Raw genomic sequence first — 17,376 nt, forward strand, 5'->3', positions numbered from 1 at the left:
CTGCCGGGATCTCACCCGGCAGCTGCCAGCGCGAGGCTGAGCCGCGAAAAGCTCGAACGCGTGCCATCGGCCGCATCGCGGGCCAGAAACCCGTCCAGCGCGGGCCAGACCTTGATCGCGGCGTCGATCACCGGATCGCTGCCTGCCGCATAAAGACCCGCCTGAATCATCATCTCGGCCCGGTCGTAGGCGCCCAGAAGCTTGCGGGCCTTGGCGATCAGCTCGTTTTCGGCCGGGGTCGCCGCATCGGGCAGCGACCGCGAGACCGAGCGCAGCAGATCGATGGCCGGGAATCGGCCGCGTTCCGCGATGCCCCGATCCAGCACCACATGGCCGTCAAGCGTGCCGCGCAGGATGTCGGCCACCGGTTCCTCCATGTCCGATCCCGCCACCAGCACCGAAAACACCGCGGTGATGTCGCCGGCCCCCTCCATCCCGGGGCCGGACCGTTCCGCCAGCGACATGATCTGATGCGAGGTCGAGGGCGGATAGCCGCGCAGGCTGGGCGGTTCCCCCGCCGCCAGCGCCACTTCGCGATGCGCCTCGGCAAAGCGGGTCACGCTGTCGGCCAGAAACAGCACATGCTTGCCCTGGTCGCGGAAATATTCGGCCACCGTCATCGCCGCCCAGCCGCAGCGGCGCCGGACCAGCGGCGATTGGTCCGAGGTCGCGGCGACGATCACCGACCGCGCCATGCCCTCCGGCCCGAGCGTCTTTTCGACGAATTCGCGCAGCTCGCGGCCACGTTCGCCGATCAGGGCGATCACCACCACATCGGCCGCCACCCCCTTGGCGAATTTCGCCAGAAGCGAGGATTTTCCGACGCCCGAGCCCGCAAAGAGGCCGATGCGCTGCCCGCGCACCAGCGGCAACAGGGTGTTGAACGCGTCAAGCCCGGTCTCGACCCTATCGCCCAGACGGCGACGGAAGGCGGCGGGCGGGGGGGTGGCGCGGATGTTGCGGTCGTCTCCGCCGCGCAGCAGCGGCCGACCATCCAGCGGTCGTCCGAAAGGATCGACGATGCGCCCGATCCAGCTGTCGTCGGGGGCGATCCCCGCCTGTCCCAGCACCTCGACACGATCGCCGATGGCCACGCCCTCGACCGCGCAATCGGCCAGCAGCGTCACCGCGCCCCGGCGCAGCGCGATCACCTCGGCGCCGAAGACCGGACCGGACTGGGCATGGATTCGCGCCCTGTCGCCCAGCGTCGCCCGCGTGGTCAGGCCGCTGACCTCGATCGTGCCCTTGCCCACTTCGAAGACCCGCCCGACCGGGTGCACCGCCCCCAGATCCGCGATTTCCGCCTGCAGCCGTTCGAGTCCGTTCAACGCCATTCTGGCCCCCGTGTCTTCGGTTCGGTGTTCTTGAAACGTTTTTTAAACGATTCTCTCTTAAGCCTTGGTTGATAGCTCGGAGGAGAAACCCCGATGTTCGAAAAACTCGAAGTCTTCCAGATGTCGCAGGCCATGGCCCGCCATGCAGCCCTGCGTGAAGGGGCGGTTGCGACCAATATCGCGAATGCCGATACCCCCGGTTACCGGGCCAAGGACGTCGTGTCCTTCGTCGACAGCTACCGGACGGAACATGCGCAGCCGATGCGGGCGACCCGGCCCGGCCATCTCGGCGCCAATGGCTCCTACACCGTCTCCGTGATCAAGGATCCGACCCCCGATTCCACCTCGCCCGATGGCAACGGGGTGTCGATCGAGGACGAGATGGTCAAGGCCGTCGACGTCAAGCGGCAGCATGACCGCGCCCTTGCGATCTACAAATCCTCCCTCAACGTGCTGCGCGCCAGCCTTGGCCGGGGCTGATCATGGGCGATTTCACTTCCACTCTTTCGGTCTCCGCATCCGGCCTGAAAGCGCAATCGATGCGCCTGCGCCATGTCTCGGAGAACATCGCGAACGCCGACACCCCCGGCTACCACCGCAAGGTAGTCCGCTTCGAGGAGCTTGCGGCGCAGAAGGACGGCGGGGCAACCGGGGTTGAACTCGGTCCTGTCGAACTCGACCAGAAGGAACTCGCCCGGATCTATGACCCGGGCAGCCCGCTGGCCGACGAGAACGGCTACTACGACGGCTCGAATGTCGATCTGGTGGTCGAAATTGCAGACGCGCGTCAAGCGCAGCGCAGCTACGAGGCGAACCTCAGAATGTTCGATCAGACCCGGCAGATGTCGTCGTCGCTGATGGAGCTGCTGCGTCGTTGAAACCTGAAGACGGAGGTCCAGAATGGACATCAAGACTTCTCTTGCGACCCAGGGCTATGCCCAGGCGCGTTCGGCGGCCAACCCGCTTGCCGGAAATTCCACCGCGGATCGGGACGGGGGCCTGGGCAAGATCGCCACGAGCTTCCTCGAGACGATGCAGCAAAGCGAGGATACGGCGAAAGCCGCCATGCTCGGCAATGCCGATCCGCATACGCTCGTGCAGGCGCTCGCCCAGACCGAACTTGCGGTCGAGACCGCGGTGACGGTGCGCAACAAGGTCGTCGAGGCCTATCAGGAAATCCTCCGGATGCCGGTGTAAGATGCCCGATCTCGTCTTTTTCGACGCGATGCGGGAAGGGCTCTGGATAGCAGTGATGATCTCGGCGCCGATGCTCGTCGTGGCACTCGTCGCCGGGGTCGCCATCGGCCTCTTCCAGGCGCTCACCTCGGTTCAGGAAATGACGCTGACCTTCGTGCCGAAAGTGGGGGCCATGCTGGTCGTCTACTGGGTGTCGATGTCCTTCATGTCCGAGACGCTCGTGGATTTCTTCACCTCCGGGATCATCCCGCTCATCGTCGGAAGCTGAGCCATGGACAATACGATCTATGCCGCCCTGGCGCGGCAATCCGGCCTGATGCAGGAAATGCAGGTGGTCGCCAACAACATGGCCAACGTCAACACCACCGGCTTCCGCCGCGAGGGGGTGGTGTTTTCGGAATATGTCGATTCCCTCGACGGGGACGAAGCCTCGCTCTCGATGGCCCATGCCAGCGGTCGTATCATCGATTTCGAGGAAGGGGCGATCGCCTCGACCGGAAACCAGCTCGATTTCGCCATCCAGGGCAAGGGCTTCTTCATGGTCGAGACGCCCGAGGGCAATCAGCTGACCCGCGCGGGCAGTTTCCTGCGCTCGCCCGAGGGGGAGCTGGTCACGCCCGAAGGCTTCCGCGTGCTCGACAACGGCGGCGCGGCGATCTTCCTGCCCGCCGATCAGGGCCCGATCGCCGTCGGCGAGGATGGCACGCTTTCGGCCAAGGGCCAGCCGCTGGCGCAGCTTGGCCTTTATGAGCCGCAGAATTCCACCTCGATCAGCCTGCAGGCGGGCACCCGATTCGCCGTGCCCGAAGGCACCGTTCCGGCCGAAAACGCCCGGGTCATGCAGGGCGTGGTCGAACAGTCGAACGTCGATCCGGTGCGGGAAATCGCCCGGATGGTCGAAGTGCAGCGGGCCTATGAACTGGGCCAGACCTTCCTCGACCGCGAGGACGAACGGATTCGCAACGTCATCTCGACGCTGAAGTAAAGGAAACACCCGATGCGCGCCCTGCAGATTGCCGCCACCGGGATGAGCGCCCAGCAGATGCGGGTCGAAGTCATCTCGAACAACCTCGCCAACATGTCGACGACGGGCTACAACGCCCGCCGCGCCGAATTCGCCGATCTGATGTATCAGCAGGCGACCCGCCCCGGCACGATCACCGCCAACGACGGCACCATCGTTCCCGCGGGCGTGCAGATCGGTCTGGGCGTGCGCTCGACCGCAGTCAGCATCACCCTGGCGCAGGGGCCGCTGGCCTCCACCGGCGGCGATCTCGATCTGGCGATCGACGGCTATGGCTTCCTTGAGGTGACCCTGCCCTCGGGCGCCTCCGCCTATACCCGGGACGGCGGGCTCAAACGCTCGGCTGACGGGCAGATCGTCACCTCGGACGGCTATCCGGTGGTGCCGGGGATCACCCTGCCCGATGATGCGACGACGATCTCGATCAATGCCGCGGGCGAGGTTTACGCCTATTTCACCAACCAGGTGCAGCCGCAGTTGCTGGGGCAGATCACGCTGGCCGGGTTCACCAACGAAAAAGGGCTCGAGGCGATCGGCTCGAACCTGTTTCTTGAAACCGAGGCTTCGGGAGCGCCGACCGTGTCCACGCCAGGCGTCGACGGGCTTGGCGTGCTCAAACAGGGCTATCTCGAGGAAAGCTCGGTCGATGCGGTGCGCGAGATCACCGAACTGATCAAGGCGCAGCGCGGTTACGAGATGAACGCCAAGGTGATCACCGCCGCCGACGAGATGCTGCAAGCGACGACGCAGGTGCGCTGATGATCCGTCTGACCCTTGCCCTTGTTCTGGCGACGCTGCCCGCCCTTGCCGAAGCCGGTTCCGTCGTCGCCGCGCGCACCCTGCGGGCGCAGACCGTGATCACCGAATCGGATCTGGCGATTTCCGAAGACGCCGTGCCCGGGGCGCTCACCGATCCGCTGGCGGCGGTCGGCCTCGAGACCCGGACCGCGATCTATCCGCAACAGCCGATCAGCGCCGCAGATCTGGTCCCCCCCGCGGTGATCGAACGCAATCAGATGGTGCCGCTGGCCTATCGCGACGGCAGCCTCTCGATCCTCACCGAGGGCCGGGCGCTGGATCGCGGCGCCGTGGGTGACACGATCCGGGTGATGAACATCACGTCCAAGGCGACGCTGTTCGCCCAGCTCGGCGCCGATGGCGTCGCCTACGTCCAACCTCACTGAAAGCCTGTCTCATGCGTTCCCTCCTTTTTGTTTTCATTGCCCTTTCGCTGGCGGCCTGCGGTCGGCTCGAACAGGTCGGCAAGGCGCCCGAGTTCAATACCGTTGAAGGCAGTGACGAATTTTTCGCGATGAACAGCCCGCCGCTGCCCGAAGACGTGCTGCGACAGACCCGGGCGCAGGAAGCCTCGCTCTGGTCGGGCAACCGCGGCTCGCTTCTGGGCGACCGTCGGGCGGCGACGCGCGGCGACATCATGACCGTGGTGATCGAGATCGACGACAAGGCCGAGATTTCGAACACTTCGGGCCGGTCGCGCGCGAGTTCGGACAAGATGGGGATTCCGTCGCTGTTCGGCATCCCGCAGCGGCTGGACGCGCAATTGCCCGAAGGCGCCACCATGGCCGAGGCCTTTGAAACCGGCTCGTCTTCGTCCTACAAGGGCGACGGCTCGGTGGCGCGCAAGGAAAAGCTGACGCTGCGGGTGGCGGCCACGGTGCTGGACCGGCTGCCGAACGGCGTGCTGCGGATCCAGGGCAGCCAGGAAGTCCGGGTGAATTTCGAAGTGCGCGAACTGATCGTCACCGGCTTTGTCCGGCCCGAGGATGTCAGCCGCCAGAACGAGATCACCTACGACAAGATCGCCGGGGCGCGGATTTCCTATGGCGGCCGTGGCCAGATCACCGACGTGCAGCAGCCGCGCTACGGCCAGCAGGTCTCCGATATCCTTCTTCCGTTCTGAGGATGCCATGCTGAAGATCATTCTTCCTGTTGTGCTTGCAGTGATCGGGCTCGCCGCGGGCGGGGCGGCGGGATATTTCCTGCGTCCGCCGCCGCCGCCGCCCGAGGAGGTCGCGACCGAAGCCGGTGCCGAGGGCGAAAAACCCGCCGCCGCGGCCAAACCCGCGCCCGAGAAAGCCGCCGAAGGCGAAGAGGCCGTTCCGACCATCGAATATGTCAAGCTGAACAACCAGTTCGTCATTCCGGTGATCAAGAAGGGCGCGGTCGCCTCGCTGGTGGTGCTGTCGCTCAGCCTTGAGGTGACGGTGGGCAGCACCGAAAAGGTCTATGCCGCGGAACCGAAGCTGCGCGATGTGCTGCTGCAGGTTCTGTTCGATCACGCCAATGCGGGCGGCTTCGAGGGCTCCTTCACCGATACGGCCAACATGACCGATCTGCGCCGCGCCCTGACCGAAGCCTCGCAGAGCGTTCTGGGGGATCTGGTGCTGAACGTGCTGATCTCGGATATCGCCCGGCAGGATTCGAACTGAGCGGTTCCGCCTTGGGCAAACGAAAAGGCTGGCAACCGCGGGGTTGCCAGCCTTTCCTGTTCAGTGGTGCCGGTGAAGGGACTCGAACCCCCGACCCCATCATTACGAATGACGTGCTCTACCAGCTGAGCTACACCGGCACTGTGGCGCGCGGATAGCACGCCCTTGCGGGGATGTGTAGCCCTATTTTTCGCGTTCGCTCAAAGCGCGGGCGGTTCCTTCAAGGGTTTCGCCCGCATCGGCTTTCGTGCCCTTGGCCACGATCAGCGGCAGCATCTCGGCGCCATTGGGCAGGGGCATGTTGTTATGCGCCGGTTCCCGCCAGCTCAGCGTGTCGAAACCGCCGCAATTGTCGCAGACCGGACCCCATTGCGACTGGATGTTCTGGCATTTGTCGCAGCACCATTGCTTGCCGCGCGGCGCCGTCAGCGCCTTGGCCAGCCAGCCGCGCACCACCGCGTCATCCTCGCCCTCGCCGCGCTCGATCGCCGCCATCAGCGTCAGCACGCGCGAGGTCGGGTTGGTCTCGACCAGATTGCCCAAAGCCCGCCGCGCCGCCGGGAAATCTTCGGCCGCGATGCAAAGCTCGGCGCGCAAAAGCCGGGTTTCCTCGTGATCGGGGCGCAGCGAGAGCAACTTTTCAAAGCGCTTGAGCCGCTCGGTCGCCGATTCGCCCGGCACCATCGAGGCGAAGACGGCGGCCAGATCCGGGTGCGGCTGCGCCTCCCAGGCCTTCAGCAGCACGCGGGTCGCCGATTTCGCATCGCCCTTGTCGTAATGCGCCTTGGCCGCCATCGCCGCCGCGGGAATGAGGTCGGGCGAGGCCTTGGCCGCGGCAATCGCCGCTTCCTGCGCCTCGATCGAGGTGCCGCCATCCAGCACCGCCTTGGCCTCCTGCAGCGCCAGAACGGCATCGCGACGCTTGTGCACATCCTTCGGCAGCTGCCCCTGACGCATCTTCGCCAAAAGCACGTCGCGCGCGCCCTTCCAGTCGCCGACCTCGGTCTGCAGCTTGAACAGCGTGTTCTGCACGTCCAGGTTCTTCGGATTGAGCGCAAAGGCCTTTTGCGCCAGCTTCACCGCGGTATCGGTGTCGCCCTCGGCCAGTTTCTGCGACAAAAGCCCCTGCACGCCGACAAACCGGGTGCGCTGATCGGCCAGAAGCTTGCGATAGACCTCTTCGGCCTTGCGGGTGTCGCCGTTCATCATCGCCGCCTGCGCGGTCAGAAGGTTGGTCAGCTCGGGACGGCGCAGGTAGCGCTCGGCCTTGCTCGCCTTTGACGCCGCCAGCTTCGATTCGCCCGAGGCGACGGCCAGCATCCCCTCGGCCAGCGCCTCGTAGCCCTTGCGCTCGCGGTTGCGGTCGAAATAGCGGCTGATCGCGGTTTCATCGCCGGTCACGAAGCGGATGAAGGCGAAGACGAAGCCCAGCACCTTCAGCGCCAGCCAGATCGCCAGGATGGCAAGCCCGATCAGGATCACCACCTGCAGCGCGCCCAGGTTCAGCTCGACCCCGAAGGCGATGATGCGGATGGTTTCGCCCAGATCCGAAAGCCAGGCGGCGCCAAAGGCGAGCCCGACCACGACGGCGACGAACAGCGAGATTTTAATGAAAGACCAGATCATCGCCGTCCCCTCATTGCACGGATTGCGTCAGGTCGGCGATGGCGGTCTGCGCGGCTGCGCGCTTGGCCACCATGTCCTTCCAGGATTGCAGATCGGCCTGCGCCGCTTCGGGCAGGGCCGCGATCTCGGTCAGCGCCGCGTCGAATTGCGCCGCATCGACCGCGGTTTGCGCCCGCGACAGCACCGCATCCGGGCCGGTCCCGTCCTTCGCCGTCAGCGACCGGGCCCCGGTCTGCGCCAAGAGGAACGCGCCGAGCTTGTCGGTCATCGTCTCCCCCGCAGTGACCTTGCGCGCGGTGGTCAGCGCCTTGCGCGCCGCCTCGGGGAAGGCCGCCTTGAGCGCGGCGATCGAGGGCAGATCGCCCTTCAGCGCCGCGGGCACCGAAACGCCCGCCGCCGCCACATCGCCCAGCGCGCCATCGATCGGCGCATCGGTTTCAAAGGCCGCCAACAGCCGGGCCACCGCCGCCTGGGCGATCGCCTTTTTCGCCGCGGCCTCCGATTCGGCACGGATCTTCGCGGTTTCGGCCTCGGCCTCGGCGATCTTCGCCTTGGCTTCGACGGTCGCCACCTCAAGCTGCTGCTGCGAGGCGAAGGCCGGGCTCTTCTCGACCATCGCTTTCAGCGCGTCGATCTGTCCCTGCACGCCGGACAGATCGACCGGCGCGGCGGGGGCGGTGCCGCCCGCGGCCTCCAGCGCCTGGAGCTTGCCGGAAAGCTCGCCCACCGCGGTCTGCAGCGCCGCGACGCCGGCATTGCCCGCCTGCAGCTCGGCCATCGTCTTCACCACGGCCTCAAGCTTCGCCGCCTGTGCGGCCAGATCCTTTTCCACCGTGCTTTGCGCGCCCGGCAGCACCTTTTCGCGCAGTTCGGGCGGCAGTTTCGGCAAGACCACAATCGTGCCCACCGAGCCGATCACCGCGGCGATGATGCCCCCCCAGACCAGCGACATGCCCCCGCGCGGCGGTGGCGGCACGGGTTTCGGTTTCGCCGGGGCTGATTCGGTCGCGGGCTTCGGCGCCTTTTCAGGCGCCGCCTGCGCTGCGGCTTCGGTCTTGGTCCCCGTCACGTCCGCGCCCGGGCCGCCTGCGTCTTTGTCAGACATTTCAGGGGTTTGCGCAGCGGTCTCTGCCGTGCTGTCACGCTCCGTCTCGTCCGGGTTCGCCATGGACACTCCTCCAAGTCGCGCAACGCGGCGCGATGTCTTCATTTTGCCGCAGTCTATTGAGCGGCTCGGTGCTGCTCAACCTCAACCGCTCTCAGGCCAGTGCGACAAGTGCGTCCAGCAGCGCTTCGGCATCGGGACGCGCCGCAATCTGCAGCGTTGTCGCAGGCAAGCCGGTGCAGGTCTGCGCCGCATTCTCGGAAATCGCCACCAGCCGCAGCTCGGCGCGGGCCCCTCGTGCCGCCGCGGCCAGAAGCTTGCCGCTGTTGGGCGAAAAGATCGGCACCAGAACCGGGCCGGGCGTCGCCAGAAGCGCGCGCATCTCCGCGCTGGGCGGGCGCGGCATCTGGGCATAGACGATCACCTCGGCCGCGCGCCGCCCCGCCGCCGTCAGCCGTTCGGCAAGCGGCATCGCCGCCTCGTTGCCGCGCGTGTGCAGGATCAGGCCCGGATCGGGCGCGGCCAGGATCAGCTCGAGCAGATGCACCGCATCGGGGGCAATGCCCAGAATCGAAAAGCCCGCCTTGCGCGCCACTTCGGCGGTGCGTTCGCCGACGCAAAAGGCCGGATGGCCCGCAAGGGCGCTTGCGGCGACCGGTCCGACCGCCTGTTCCGAGGTCAGGACAAGCGCGTCTGCCGCAGGCAGCTCGGCGCCTGTCGGCTCGGTTTCCAGCAGGGGGGCGATCAGCACCGGACAGTCGGCGCCCATCCGGGCCCGGAACTGCGCGGCGAATCGTTCGGACCCGGCGCGGGGACGGGTCAGCAAAAGCGGCGGTCGGAAAGGGGTGCTCATCGGAGCCTCGGGTTGTGCGATGCCTGAGCCGGTGTTACCTGCAGGAAGGACCCCGCGCAACGACATCGGCATGACCAGACCCCTGACTTTCCTTGGCCTTGAATCGAGCTGCGACGACACCGCCGCCGCGGTGGTGCGTGCGGATGGCACGGTTCTGGCCTCGGTCGTGGCCGGTCAGACCGCCTTGCACGCGCCCTTTGGCGGCGTCGTGCCCGAGATCGCCGCGCGCGCCCATGCCGAAAAGCTGGACAGCTGTGTCGAGGAGGCTTTGGCCGAGGCGGGGCTGGGCTTCGCCGATCTCGATGGCATCGCCGTGACCGCGGGGCCGGGGCTGATCGGCGGGGTGATGTCGGGCGTGATGTGCGCGCGCGGGCTGGCGGCCGGGACCGGGCTGCCGCTGGTGGGGGTGAACCATCTGGCGGGCCATGCGCTGACGCCGCGGCTGACCGATGGTCTCATCTTTCCCTATCTGATGTTGCTGGTTTCCGGCGGACATTGCCAGTTTCTGCTGGTGCGTGGTCCCGACAGCTTTTCCCGGCTTGGCGGCACGATCGACGATGCCCCGGGCGAGGCTTTCGACAAGGCGGCGAAGCTTCTGGGCCTGCCGCAGCCCGGCGGCCCCGCGGTCGAGGCCGAGGCCGCCAAGGGCAATCCGAAGGCGTTCCGGTTTCCGCGTCCGCTGCTCGACCGTCCCGGCTGCGATCTGTCGTTCTCCGGGCTGAAAACCGCGCTTCTGCGCGCCCGCGATACGGAAATCGCGGCACATGACGGGCTTTACCGGCAGACCCGCGCCGATCTCTGCGCGGGCTTTCAGCAGGCGATTGCCGATGTGCTGGCGGAAAAGACCCGCCGTGCGCTGGCGGCTTATCTCGACACCGCGCCCGACCAGCCCGCTTTGGCCGTGGCCGGGGGGGTGGCGGCGAACAAGGCGATTCGCGCGGCGCTGGAACAGGTTTGTGCCGCGCAGGGCGTGCGCTTCACCGCGCCGCCCTTGCGGCTTTGCACCGACAATGCGGCGATGATCGCCTGGGCGGGGATCGAGCGGTTCCGGCTGGGGCTTTCGACCGAGGCCGATCTGATCGCCCGACCGCGCTGGCCGCTCGATGCCACGGCGCCGGCGATGCTTGGCTCTGGCAAGAAGGGGGCCAAGGCATGACGATTGCGGTTCTGGGGGCGGGCGCTTTCGGCACGGCGCTGGCGATATCGCTCGCCCAACGCGGGCCGGTGCTGCTTTGGGCCCGCGATGCCGCCCATGTCGCCGAGATGCGCGAAAGCCGCCGCAATGACCGCCGTCTGCCCGGGGCCGTGCTGCCCGAGGCCCTGACCGTCACCGACCGGATCGCGGATGCCGCGGGCTGCGAGGTGGTTCTGCTCGGCGTGCCGATGCAGAAGATGGGCGGGTTTCTGAGCGAAAACGCCGGGTTGCTTGACGGCAAGGTGCTGGTCTCCTGCTCGAAGGGGATCGATCTGGAGACCGGGCGTGGCTCGGTCGCGCTGATCGAGGCGGCCTGTCCGGGCGCCTTGGCCGCCGTGCTGACCGGGCCAAGTTTCGCCGCCGATATCGCCCGCGGCCTGCCCACCGCGCTGACCTTGGCCTGCCGGAGGGACGCGCCCGCTCTGCAGGCGCAGCTTTCCACCCCGACCTTGCGGCTTTACCGCACCACCGACACGATCGGCGCCGAACTGGGCGGGGCCCTGAAGAATGTCATCGCGATTGCGGCCGGGGTGGTGATCGGGGCAGACTTGGGCGATTCCGCCCGTGCCGCGCTGATGACGCGCGGCTTTGCCGAGATGAACCGGCTGGCGATGAAACTGGGCGCCCGGCCCGAGACGCTGATGGGGCTTTCCGGCTTTGGCGATCTGGTGCTGACCTGCACCTCGTTGCAATCGCGCAACTTTCGTTACGGGATTGCGCTGGGCAGCGGGTCCGCCTTTGATCCCGGCGTGACGGTCGAAGGTGCCGCCACGGCGCGGGCGGTCACCGGACTGGCGCGGGACCACGGCATCGAGATGCCGATCGCCGCGATGATCGCCGCGCTTTGCGCGCAAAAGATATCCGTTGCCGACGCCGTTACGGCGCTGCTCTCTCGCCCGCTGAAGGAGGAATGAATGCTTTACGCCGTGATCTGCAAGGACAAGCCCGGGGCGCTGCAAACGCGGCTCGACACCCGCGCCGCGCATCTGGCCTATATCGAGACGACCGGCATCGTGAAAATGGCCGGGCCGTTTCTGGAGGGGGGGCAGATGTGCGGTTCGCTGGTGATTCTGGACTGCGAGAGCCTGGACGCCGCGCAGGCCTGGGCGGCGGGCGACCCCTATGCGGCAGCCGGTCTGTTCGAATCGGTCGCCGTCACCGAATGGAAAAAGGTGATCGGCTGATGGCGAAATGGCTCTTCAAATCCGAGCCCGACGTCTGGTCCTGGGACATGCAGGTGGCCAAGGGCGCGGAGGGCGAAGAGTGGCATGGGGTGCGCAACTATCTGGCGCGCAACAACATGCGGGCGATGCAGCTGGGCGATCAGGGGTTCTTCTACCATTCCAACATCGGCAAGGAGGTCGTCGGCATCGTCGAGGTCTGCGCGCTGAGCCATCCCGATTCGACCACCGAGGATCCGCGCTGGGATTGCGTCGACATCCGCGCGCTGCGGCCCTTGAAGACGCCGGTGACGCTGGCCACGGTCAAGGCCGATCCGCGGCTGGCGCAGATGGCGCTGGTGACCTCGATGCGGCTCTCGGTGCAGCCGGTGACGGAAGAGGAATGGAAGATCGTCTGCGACCTGGGCGGGATCGATCCCTGAGCCGATCGCGCTGCGACCCTCACGCCAGGAAACGCAAGCGCCCCCCGAAAAAACCGGAGGGTCCCGGCACCCCTACCAGGACCCTCCTTCACCCCACGTGCTCCCCTACGCACCACACGTGAAACTGTTATCGGGTCCTGGCCATACTGGCCGTGGCACCCTTTCTACGGGAATGGGTGATTCCCCGCAATCGCGCAGTCTGAACAATATGATGCAATTTCAGGGGCTTGTTCGCAGGGATTGGTTAACTATGCCAAGGCGGCGCGCGGCGGCCGACTTGTCGGGCCGGGCTTTCGCGCTAGGTCTTACGCATGTCCGATTTCATCCTCGTCGCCCATGGCTTCCCCTCGAACCCCGATCCGGCCGAGGCCGCGCTGACCGCGCTGGCGCAGCAGGTCGGCGCGCGCCTGCCCGGGGTGCGGGTGCTTGCGGCGACGCTGGCGAAACCCGGGGCGCTGGCCCGCGTGCTGGAAACTCTGCCCCGGGCGCGGATCTATCCCTTCTTCATGGCCGAGGGCTGGTTCACCTCTCGGCAATTGCCGCGACGGCTGGCCGATCTGGGCAGCCGGGCCGAGATCCTCTCGCCCTTCGGCGCCGATCCCGGCCTGCCCGCGCTGGTGATCAAGACCGTGGCCGAGGCGGGGCCGGGCGATCTGATCCTTTGTGCGCATGGCTCGCAGGTGGCGCGCAGCTCGCGGATGGCGACGATGGCGATGGTCGAGCGAATCGGCGCCCATCTGCCCGGTCGGCGCATCGCGGCGGCCTTTCTCGAGGAAGATCCGCATCTGCGCGACATTGCGGCGCAGCATCCCGAGGCGATCTGTCTGCCCTTTTTCGCTCTGCGGGCCGGTCATGTCGCGCAGGACATTCCCGAAGCGCTTGCCCGGGCGGGGTTTCGCGGCCGGCTGCTGCCCGCCATCGGCGAGCGCCCGGAGGTCGCCGATCTGATCGCCGCCGCGCTGCGCCGGGCCTGACGAGCGTTTGTCACGCAGCTGTCATATTTCTTTTGCATAAGCGTCACGACCCGAGCCTAGAGGGGTTGCCAAGGTCTTAACGGCCCTTCCAGATCTTCAGGAGTGATCCATGACTTTCGTGAAATTCGGCGTCTCGGCGCTTGCCATCGTTGCCGCCTCGGCCACCGGTGCCGCCGCGCGTGACCAGATCCAGGCGGCCGGTTCTTCGACCGTCCTGCCCTATGCCACCATCGTCGCCGAAGCCTTCGGCGAAAACTTCGACTTCAAGACCCCGGTCGTCGAAGGCGGCGGGTCGGGCGCGGGCCGCAAGAAGCTGTGCGAAGGCGTGGGCGAAAACACCATCGACATCGCCAACTCGTCGTCGCGCATCAAGCAATCCGACATCGACACCTGCAAGGCGAACGGCGTCGAGGACATCATGGAAGTCCGCATCGGCTATGACGGCATCGTCTTCGCCTCCGACATCAAGGGCCCGGACTTCGCCTTCACCCCCGCCGACATCTTCGGCGCGCTCTCGGCCACGGTGGTGAAGGACGGCAAGCTTGTCGACAACACCGCCAAGACCTGGGCCGAGGTGAACGCCAAGCTGCCCGCGCAAGACATCCTGACCTTCATCCCGGGCACCAAACATGGCACCCGCGAGGTCTTCGACATCGAAGTGCTGGAAGAAGGCTGCAAGGCCACCGGCGCCTATGATCTTTACATGGCGAGCGCCGAAGGCGCCGACGAGGATGCGAAGAAGAAAGAAGCCGTGAAGAAATGCGGCACGCTGCGCACCGATGGCGTGGCCGTGGACATCGACGGCGACTACACCGAGACGCTGTCGCGCATCGACGCCAACAAGAACGCCATCGGCGTCTTCGGACTGTCGTTCTACCAGAACAACACTGACAAGCTGCGCGTCGCCACCATCGACGGCATCGTCCCCTCGACCGAATCGATCGCCAAAGGCGATTATCCGGTGTCGCGTCCGCTCTACTTCTACGTCAAGAAGGCGCATCTGGGCGTGATCCCGGGCCTGAAGGAATTCATCACCTTCTTCGTCTCGGACGAGATGGCCGGTCCGGAAGGCCCGCTGGCCGCTTACGGCCTTGTTTCGGACCCGGAACTGGCCGCGACCCAGGCGATGGTCGAGGCGGAAACCCCGATGGCGCCGCTGAAATAACCTGATCTCGGGGGGCGCCTGCGGGCGCCTCCCTTCCCTTGTTGCGGATGAACACATGACCCCCGGTCTTCTTGCGCTGATCGTGCTCGCCCTTGCCTGCGGCGGCTTTTTCCTGGGCCGCTTTCGGGCGTTGCAACTGGTCGGCAAGGATCTGCGCCTGTTGCATTCCCTTCCCGGTTACTATGGCCAGACGGTGGCGCTGTTCACTGCCGTGCCCGCCCTTGCGCTGATGGCGGCCTGGCTGCTGGCGCAGCCGGTGGTGATCGACAGCCGGATTTCCGCGATGATCCCGGCCGCAGATCTGCCGCAGGGGTCAAGCCGCAATCTGGTGATGGCCGATGTGCGCCGCATCGCCGGGGGCATCGATCTGATGCTGGCCGACGGCAGCCTGACCGAGGCCGATCTGCGCGACATGCGCGCCGATTTCAGCGACATCCGCTCGCGCATGGCCGATGTCGGCGTCGCGCTGGGCGCGAATGTGCAGCCCTCGGTCTTCGAGGCGGCCAAGGACTGGCGCGCTCTGACCGGCTTCGGGCGCCTTGCGCTGACGGCGCTGACGCTGGCCGCGTCGCTGGGCGGCTTCGCCTTCGCGATCCTGCGCATCCGTCCCGAGTTCCGCGCCCGCAACGTCTCCGAGACTTTCCTGCGCTGGCTGCTCATCGCCGCCTCGCTGGTGGCGATCGGCACCACCATCGGCATCGTCCTGTCGCTGGTCTTCCAGACCGTGCATTTCTTCCAGCTCTATCCGTTCCGGGACTTCTTCTTCTCGCTGAGCTGGAACCCGAAATTCGGCGGCGGCTCCGATCTGTCGATCTGGCCGCTGGTCTGGGGCACGCTTTACGTCTCGTTCATCGCGCTGGCCGTGGCGGTGCCGGTGGGGCTTTTCGCGGCGATCTATCTGGCCGAATATGCCTCGAAACAGGTCCGCTCCATCGCCAAGCCGCTGCTCGAGGTTCTGGCGGGCATCCCGACCATCGTTTACGGTCTTTTCGCGCTGATCACCGTCGGGCCGCTGCTTCGGGACTGGGTGGCCCAGCCGCTGGGGCTTGGCTCCTCCTCCTCCTCGGTGATGACGGCCGGTCTGGTGATGGGGGTGATGATCATTCCCTTCGTCTCCTCGCTGTCCGACGACATCATCAACGCGGTGCCGCAATCCTTGCGCGACGGGTCGTTCGCCATGGGCGCGACGCATTCCGAGACGGTGAAACAGGTGATCCTGCCCGCCGCGCTGCCCGGCATCGTCGGCGCCGTGCTGCTGGCCGCCTCGCGCGCCATCGGCGAAACGATGATCGTGGTTCTGGGCGCTGGCGCCGCCGCGAAACTCTCGATGAACCCGTTCGAGGCGATGACCACCGTCACGGTGAAGATCGTCAGCCAGCTGACCGGCGACACCGAATTCGCCTCGCCTGAAACTCTTGTCGCCTTCGCGCTGGGGCTGACCCTGTTCATCTTCACGCTGGTGCTGAACGTCCTTGCGCTGGTGATCGTGCGCAAATACCGGGAGCAATACGAATGACCATGGTCGAGACTTCCGCGCCGCGGTCGCTTTACACCGCCGATGCCCGCACCAAGGCCCGCAATGCCGCCGAAAAGCGTTTCCGCATCTACGGCATCACCGCCGTCGTCATCGGCCTTCTGGCGCTGGTGGTTCTGCTCTCTTCGGTGCTCGGCTCGGGTCTGGGCGCCTTCCGGCAGACCGTGCTGAGCCTGCCGATCACGCTTGATGCCAAGGCGCTTGATCCCAAGGGCAACCGCGATCCGGCCGAGATGGCCAAGGCGACGACCGTCACCTATGCCAAGCTGATCACCAAGGCGCTGGAAGCGGTGGTGATCGAACAGAACCTGGCCCCCGAGATGAGCACCAAGAACATCGGCGCGCTGATCTCCAAGGAGGCGCCCGCCGGGCTGCGCGACATGGTTCTGGCCGATCCCGATCTGCTCGGCACCACGATCACCTATGACGTGCTGGCCTCGGGCCGGGTCGACGGCTTTTTCAAGGGCCGGGTGACGATGGAAAGCGCCGCGCTGGACAGCAACATCACCCCCGAACAGCTGCAGCTGGCCGAAAAGCTGCGCGACGCGGGGCTTTTGAAACTGGCTTTCAACACCGGCTTCCTGACCAACCCGGATGCCTCGGAACTGCGGCCCGAATCCGCCGGTCTCGGCGTCGCCATCCTCGGCTCGATCTACATGATGGTGCTGGTGCTGTGTCTGGCGCTGCCGATCGGTGTTGCCGCCTCGATCTACCTTGAGGAATTCGCGCCGAAGAACCGCTTCACCGACCTGATCGAGGTGAACGTGGCCAATCTCGCCGCCGTGCCCTCGATCGTCTACGGCATCCTTGGCCTTGCCGCCTTCATCAACTTCGCCGGCATGCCGCAAAGCTCTCCGCTGGTGGGGGCGCTGGTGCTGACGCTGATGACGCTGCCGCGGATCATCATTCCGACCCGGGCCGCGCTGAATGCCGTGCCGCCCTCGATCCGCGAAGCCGCGCTGGGCGTCGGCGCCTCGAAGACGCAGACGATCTTCCATCACGTCCTGCCGCTAGCCGTGCCCGGGATCCTGACCGGGGCGATCATCGGGCTGGCGCAGGCTTTGGGCGAGACCGCGCCGCTTTTGCTGATCGGCATGGTCGCCTTCGTCAAGGATTACCCCGGCGCCCCGCCCGAGGGCATCCTCGATCCGGCCTCGGCGATCCCGGTGCAGATCTACAACTGGACCCAGCGCGCCGATCCGGCCTTTGTCGAACGGGCTTCCGGGGCGATCATCGTGCTTCTGGTCTTCCTTCTGGTGATGAACTCCCTTGCCGTGATCTTGCGGCGCAAATTCGAACGGCGGTGGTAAGACATC

The 17,376-nt window shown here is 66.4% G+C and carries 21 protein-coding genes and 1 tRNA gene; 17 read left to right on the forward strand and 5 right to left on the reverse strand.

Annotation, left to right across the window (positions count from 1 at the left end; translation table 11 throughout):
- Window positions 1-11: 11 nt before the first annotated feature.
- Window positions 12-1,334 (reverse strand): FliI/YscN family ATPase, encoded by a 1,323-nt coding sequence (locus LY44_RS08995; RefSeq protein ID WP_111396000.1) that lies wholly within the window; start codon window positions 1,332-1,334, stop codon window positions 12-14.
- A gap of 93 nt (window positions 1,335-1,427) precedes the next feature.
- On the opposite strand from LY44_RS08995, the gene LY44_RS09000 reads away from it, so the two are divergent.
- From LY44_RS09000 to LY44_RS09040, 9 genes are read left to right on the forward strand one after another with little or no spacing between them, the layout of a single operon-like run.
- Window positions 1,428-1,814: a FlgB family protein gene (locus LY44_RS09000; protein WP_055210280.1), complete on the forward strand. Its 387-nt coding sequence runs from the start codon at window positions 1,428-1,430 to the stop codon at window positions 1,812-1,814.
- Between the two features lie 2 nt (window positions 1,815-1,816).
- Entirely contained in the window at window positions 1,817-2,212 is a 396-nt protein-coding gene (gene flgC, locus LY44_RS09005) for a flagellar basal body rod protein FlgC (RefSeq protein ID WP_055210279.1), read from the forward strand.
- Between the two features lie 22 nt (window positions 2,213-2,234).
- Window positions 2,235-2,531 carry a flagellar hook-basal body complex protein FliE gene (gene fliE, locus LY44_RS09010; protein ID WP_055210278.1) on the forward strand — a complete coding sequence of 99 codons (297 nt, stop codon included), beginning with the start codon at window positions 2,235-2,237 and terminating at the stop codon, window positions 2,529-2,531.
- A gap of 1 nt (window position 2,532) precedes the next feature.
- The gene (locus tag LY44_RS09015; RefSeq protein WP_013069213.1) at window positions 2,533-2,799 is read left to right on the forward strand and encodes a flagellar biosynthetic protein FliQ; all 267 of its coding nucleotides are present in this window, start codon (window positions 2,533-2,535) and stop codon (window positions 2,797-2,799) included.
- A 3-nt stretch (window positions 2,800-2,802) separates the two neighbouring features.
- Window positions 2,803-3,516: a flagellar hook-basal body complex protein gene (locus LY44_RS09020; RefSeq protein WP_055210276.1), complete on the forward strand. Its 714-nt coding sequence runs from the start codon at window positions 2,803-2,805 to the stop codon at window positions 3,514-3,516.
- A gap of 12 nt (window positions 3,517-3,528) precedes the next feature.
- Entirely contained in the window at window positions 3,529-4,314 is a 786-nt protein-coding gene (gene flgG, locus LY44_RS09025) for a flagellar basal-body rod protein FlgG (protein WP_055210272.1), read from the forward strand.
- On the forward strand, window positions 4,314-4,739 hold the full coding sequence (gene flgA / locus LY44_RS09030; RefSeq protein ID WP_055210270.1) for a flagellar basal body P-ring formation chaperone FlgA: 426 nt from the start codon (window positions 4,314-4,316) through the stop codon (window positions 4,737-4,739). Before flgG ends, flgA begins: the two co-directional genes overlap by 1 nt.
- Before the next feature lie 11 nt (window positions 4,740-4,750).
- Window positions 4,751-5,476 (forward strand): flagellar basal body L-ring protein FlgH, encoded by a 726-nt coding sequence (gene flgH / locus LY44_RS09035; RefSeq protein WP_055210268.1) that lies wholly within the window; start codon window positions 4,751-4,753, stop codon window positions 5,474-5,476.
- 7 nt (window positions 5,477-5,483) lie between these two features.
- The gene (locus LY44_RS09040) at window positions 5,484-6,005 is read left to right on the forward strand and encodes a flagellar basal body-associated FliL family protein (protein WP_055210266.1); all 522 of its coding nucleotides are present in this window, start codon (window positions 5,484-5,486) and stop codon (window positions 6,003-6,005) included.
- A 64-nt stretch (window positions 6,006-6,069) separates the two neighbouring features.
- On the opposite strand, the gene LY44_RS09045 is transcribed toward LY44_RS09040, so the two are convergent.
- From LY44_RS09045 to LY44_RS09060, 4 genes are all read right to left on the reverse strand, one after another.
- A tRNA-Thr gene (locus LY44_RS09045) sits at window positions 6,070-6,145 on the reverse strand.
- Window positions 6,146-6,188: 43 nt separating this feature from the next.
- On the reverse strand, window positions 6,189-7,631 hold the full coding sequence (locus LY44_RS09050) for a heme biosynthesis protein HemY (RefSeq protein ID WP_055210264.1): 1,443 nt from the start codon (window positions 7,629-7,631) through the stop codon (window positions 6,189-6,191).
- A gap of 10 nt (window positions 7,632-7,641) precedes the next feature.
- The gene (locus LY44_RS09055; RefSeq protein ID WP_146707224.1) at window positions 7,642-8,700 is read right to left on the reverse strand and encodes a COG4223 family protein; all 1,059 of its coding nucleotides are present in this window, start codon (window positions 8,698-8,700) and stop codon (window positions 7,642-7,644) included.
- Window positions 8,701-8,890: 190 nt separating this feature from the next.
- Window positions 8,891-9,589: a uroporphyrinogen-III synthase gene (locus LY44_RS09060; RefSeq protein WP_065118391.1), complete on the reverse strand. Its 699-nt coding sequence runs from the start codon at window positions 9,587-9,589 to the stop codon at window positions 8,891-8,893.
- A 70-nt stretch (window positions 9,590-9,659) separates the two neighbouring features.
- On the opposite strand from LY44_RS09060, the gene tsaD reads away from it, so the two are divergent.
- The 8 genes from tsaD (at window position 9,660) to pstA (ending at window position 17,370) form a co-directional block, all read left to right on the forward strand.
- On the forward strand, window positions 9,660-10,745 hold the full coding sequence (gene tsaD / locus LY44_RS09065; protein ID WP_055210258.1) for a tRNA (adenosine(37)-N6)-threonylcarbamoyltransferase complex transferase subunit TsaD: 1,086 nt from the start codon (window positions 9,660-9,662) through the stop codon (window positions 10,743-10,745).
- Window positions 10,742-11,698 (forward strand): NAD(P)H-dependent glycerol-3-phosphate dehydrogenase, encoded by a 957-nt coding sequence (locus LY44_RS09070; RefSeq protein ID WP_055210255.1) that lies wholly within the window; start codon window positions 10,742-10,744, stop codon window positions 11,696-11,698. The genes tsaD and LY44_RS09070 overlap by 4 nt, the downstream gene beginning before the upstream one ends.
- Window positions 11,699-11,968 carry a YciI family protein gene (locus LY44_RS09075; RefSeq protein ID WP_055210253.1) on the forward strand — a complete coding sequence of 90 codons (270 nt, stop codon included), beginning with the start codon at window positions 11,699-11,701 and terminating at the stop codon, window positions 11,966-11,968.
- Window positions 11,968-12,387, forward strand: a complete 420-nt coding sequence (locus LY44_RS09080; RefSeq protein WP_055210251.1) for an EVE domain-containing protein — start codon at window positions 11,968-11,970, stop codon at window positions 12,385-12,387. The genes LY44_RS09075 and LY44_RS09080 overlap by 1 nt, the downstream gene beginning before the upstream one ends.
- A gap of 311 nt (window positions 12,388-12,698) precedes the next feature.
- Entirely contained in the window at window positions 12,699-13,361 is a 663-nt protein-coding gene (locus LY44_RS09085; protein WP_055210250.1) for a CbiX/SirB N-terminal domain-containing protein, read from the forward strand.
- A 109-nt stretch (window positions 13,362-13,470) separates the two neighbouring features.
- Entirely contained in the window at window positions 13,471-14,526 is a 1,056-nt protein-coding gene (locus LY44_RS09090) for a substrate-binding domain-containing protein (RefSeq protein ID WP_055210248.1), read from the forward strand.
- 55 nt (window positions 14,527-14,581) lie between these two features.
- The gene (pstC, locus tag LY44_RS09095; protein ID WP_055210246.1) at window positions 14,582-16,042 is read left to right on the forward strand and encodes a phosphate ABC transporter permease subunit PstC; all 1,461 of its coding nucleotides are present in this window, start codon (window positions 14,582-14,584) and stop codon (window positions 16,040-16,042) included.
- A complete protein-coding gene (gene pstA / locus LY44_RS09100; protein WP_055210244.1) occupies window positions 16,039-17,370 on the forward strand; it encodes a phosphate ABC transporter permease PstA in 1,332 nt (443 codons plus the stop codon). Before pstC ends, pstA begins: the two co-directional genes overlap by 4 nt.
- Window positions 17,371-17,376: the final 6 nt, after the last annotated feature.

It is taken from the genome of Rhodobacter capsulatus, assembly GCF_003254295.1.
GTDB classification, from domain to species: Bacteria; Pseudomonadota; Alphaproteobacteria; order Rhodobacterales; family Rhodobacteraceae; genus Rhodobacter; species Rhodobacter capsulatus.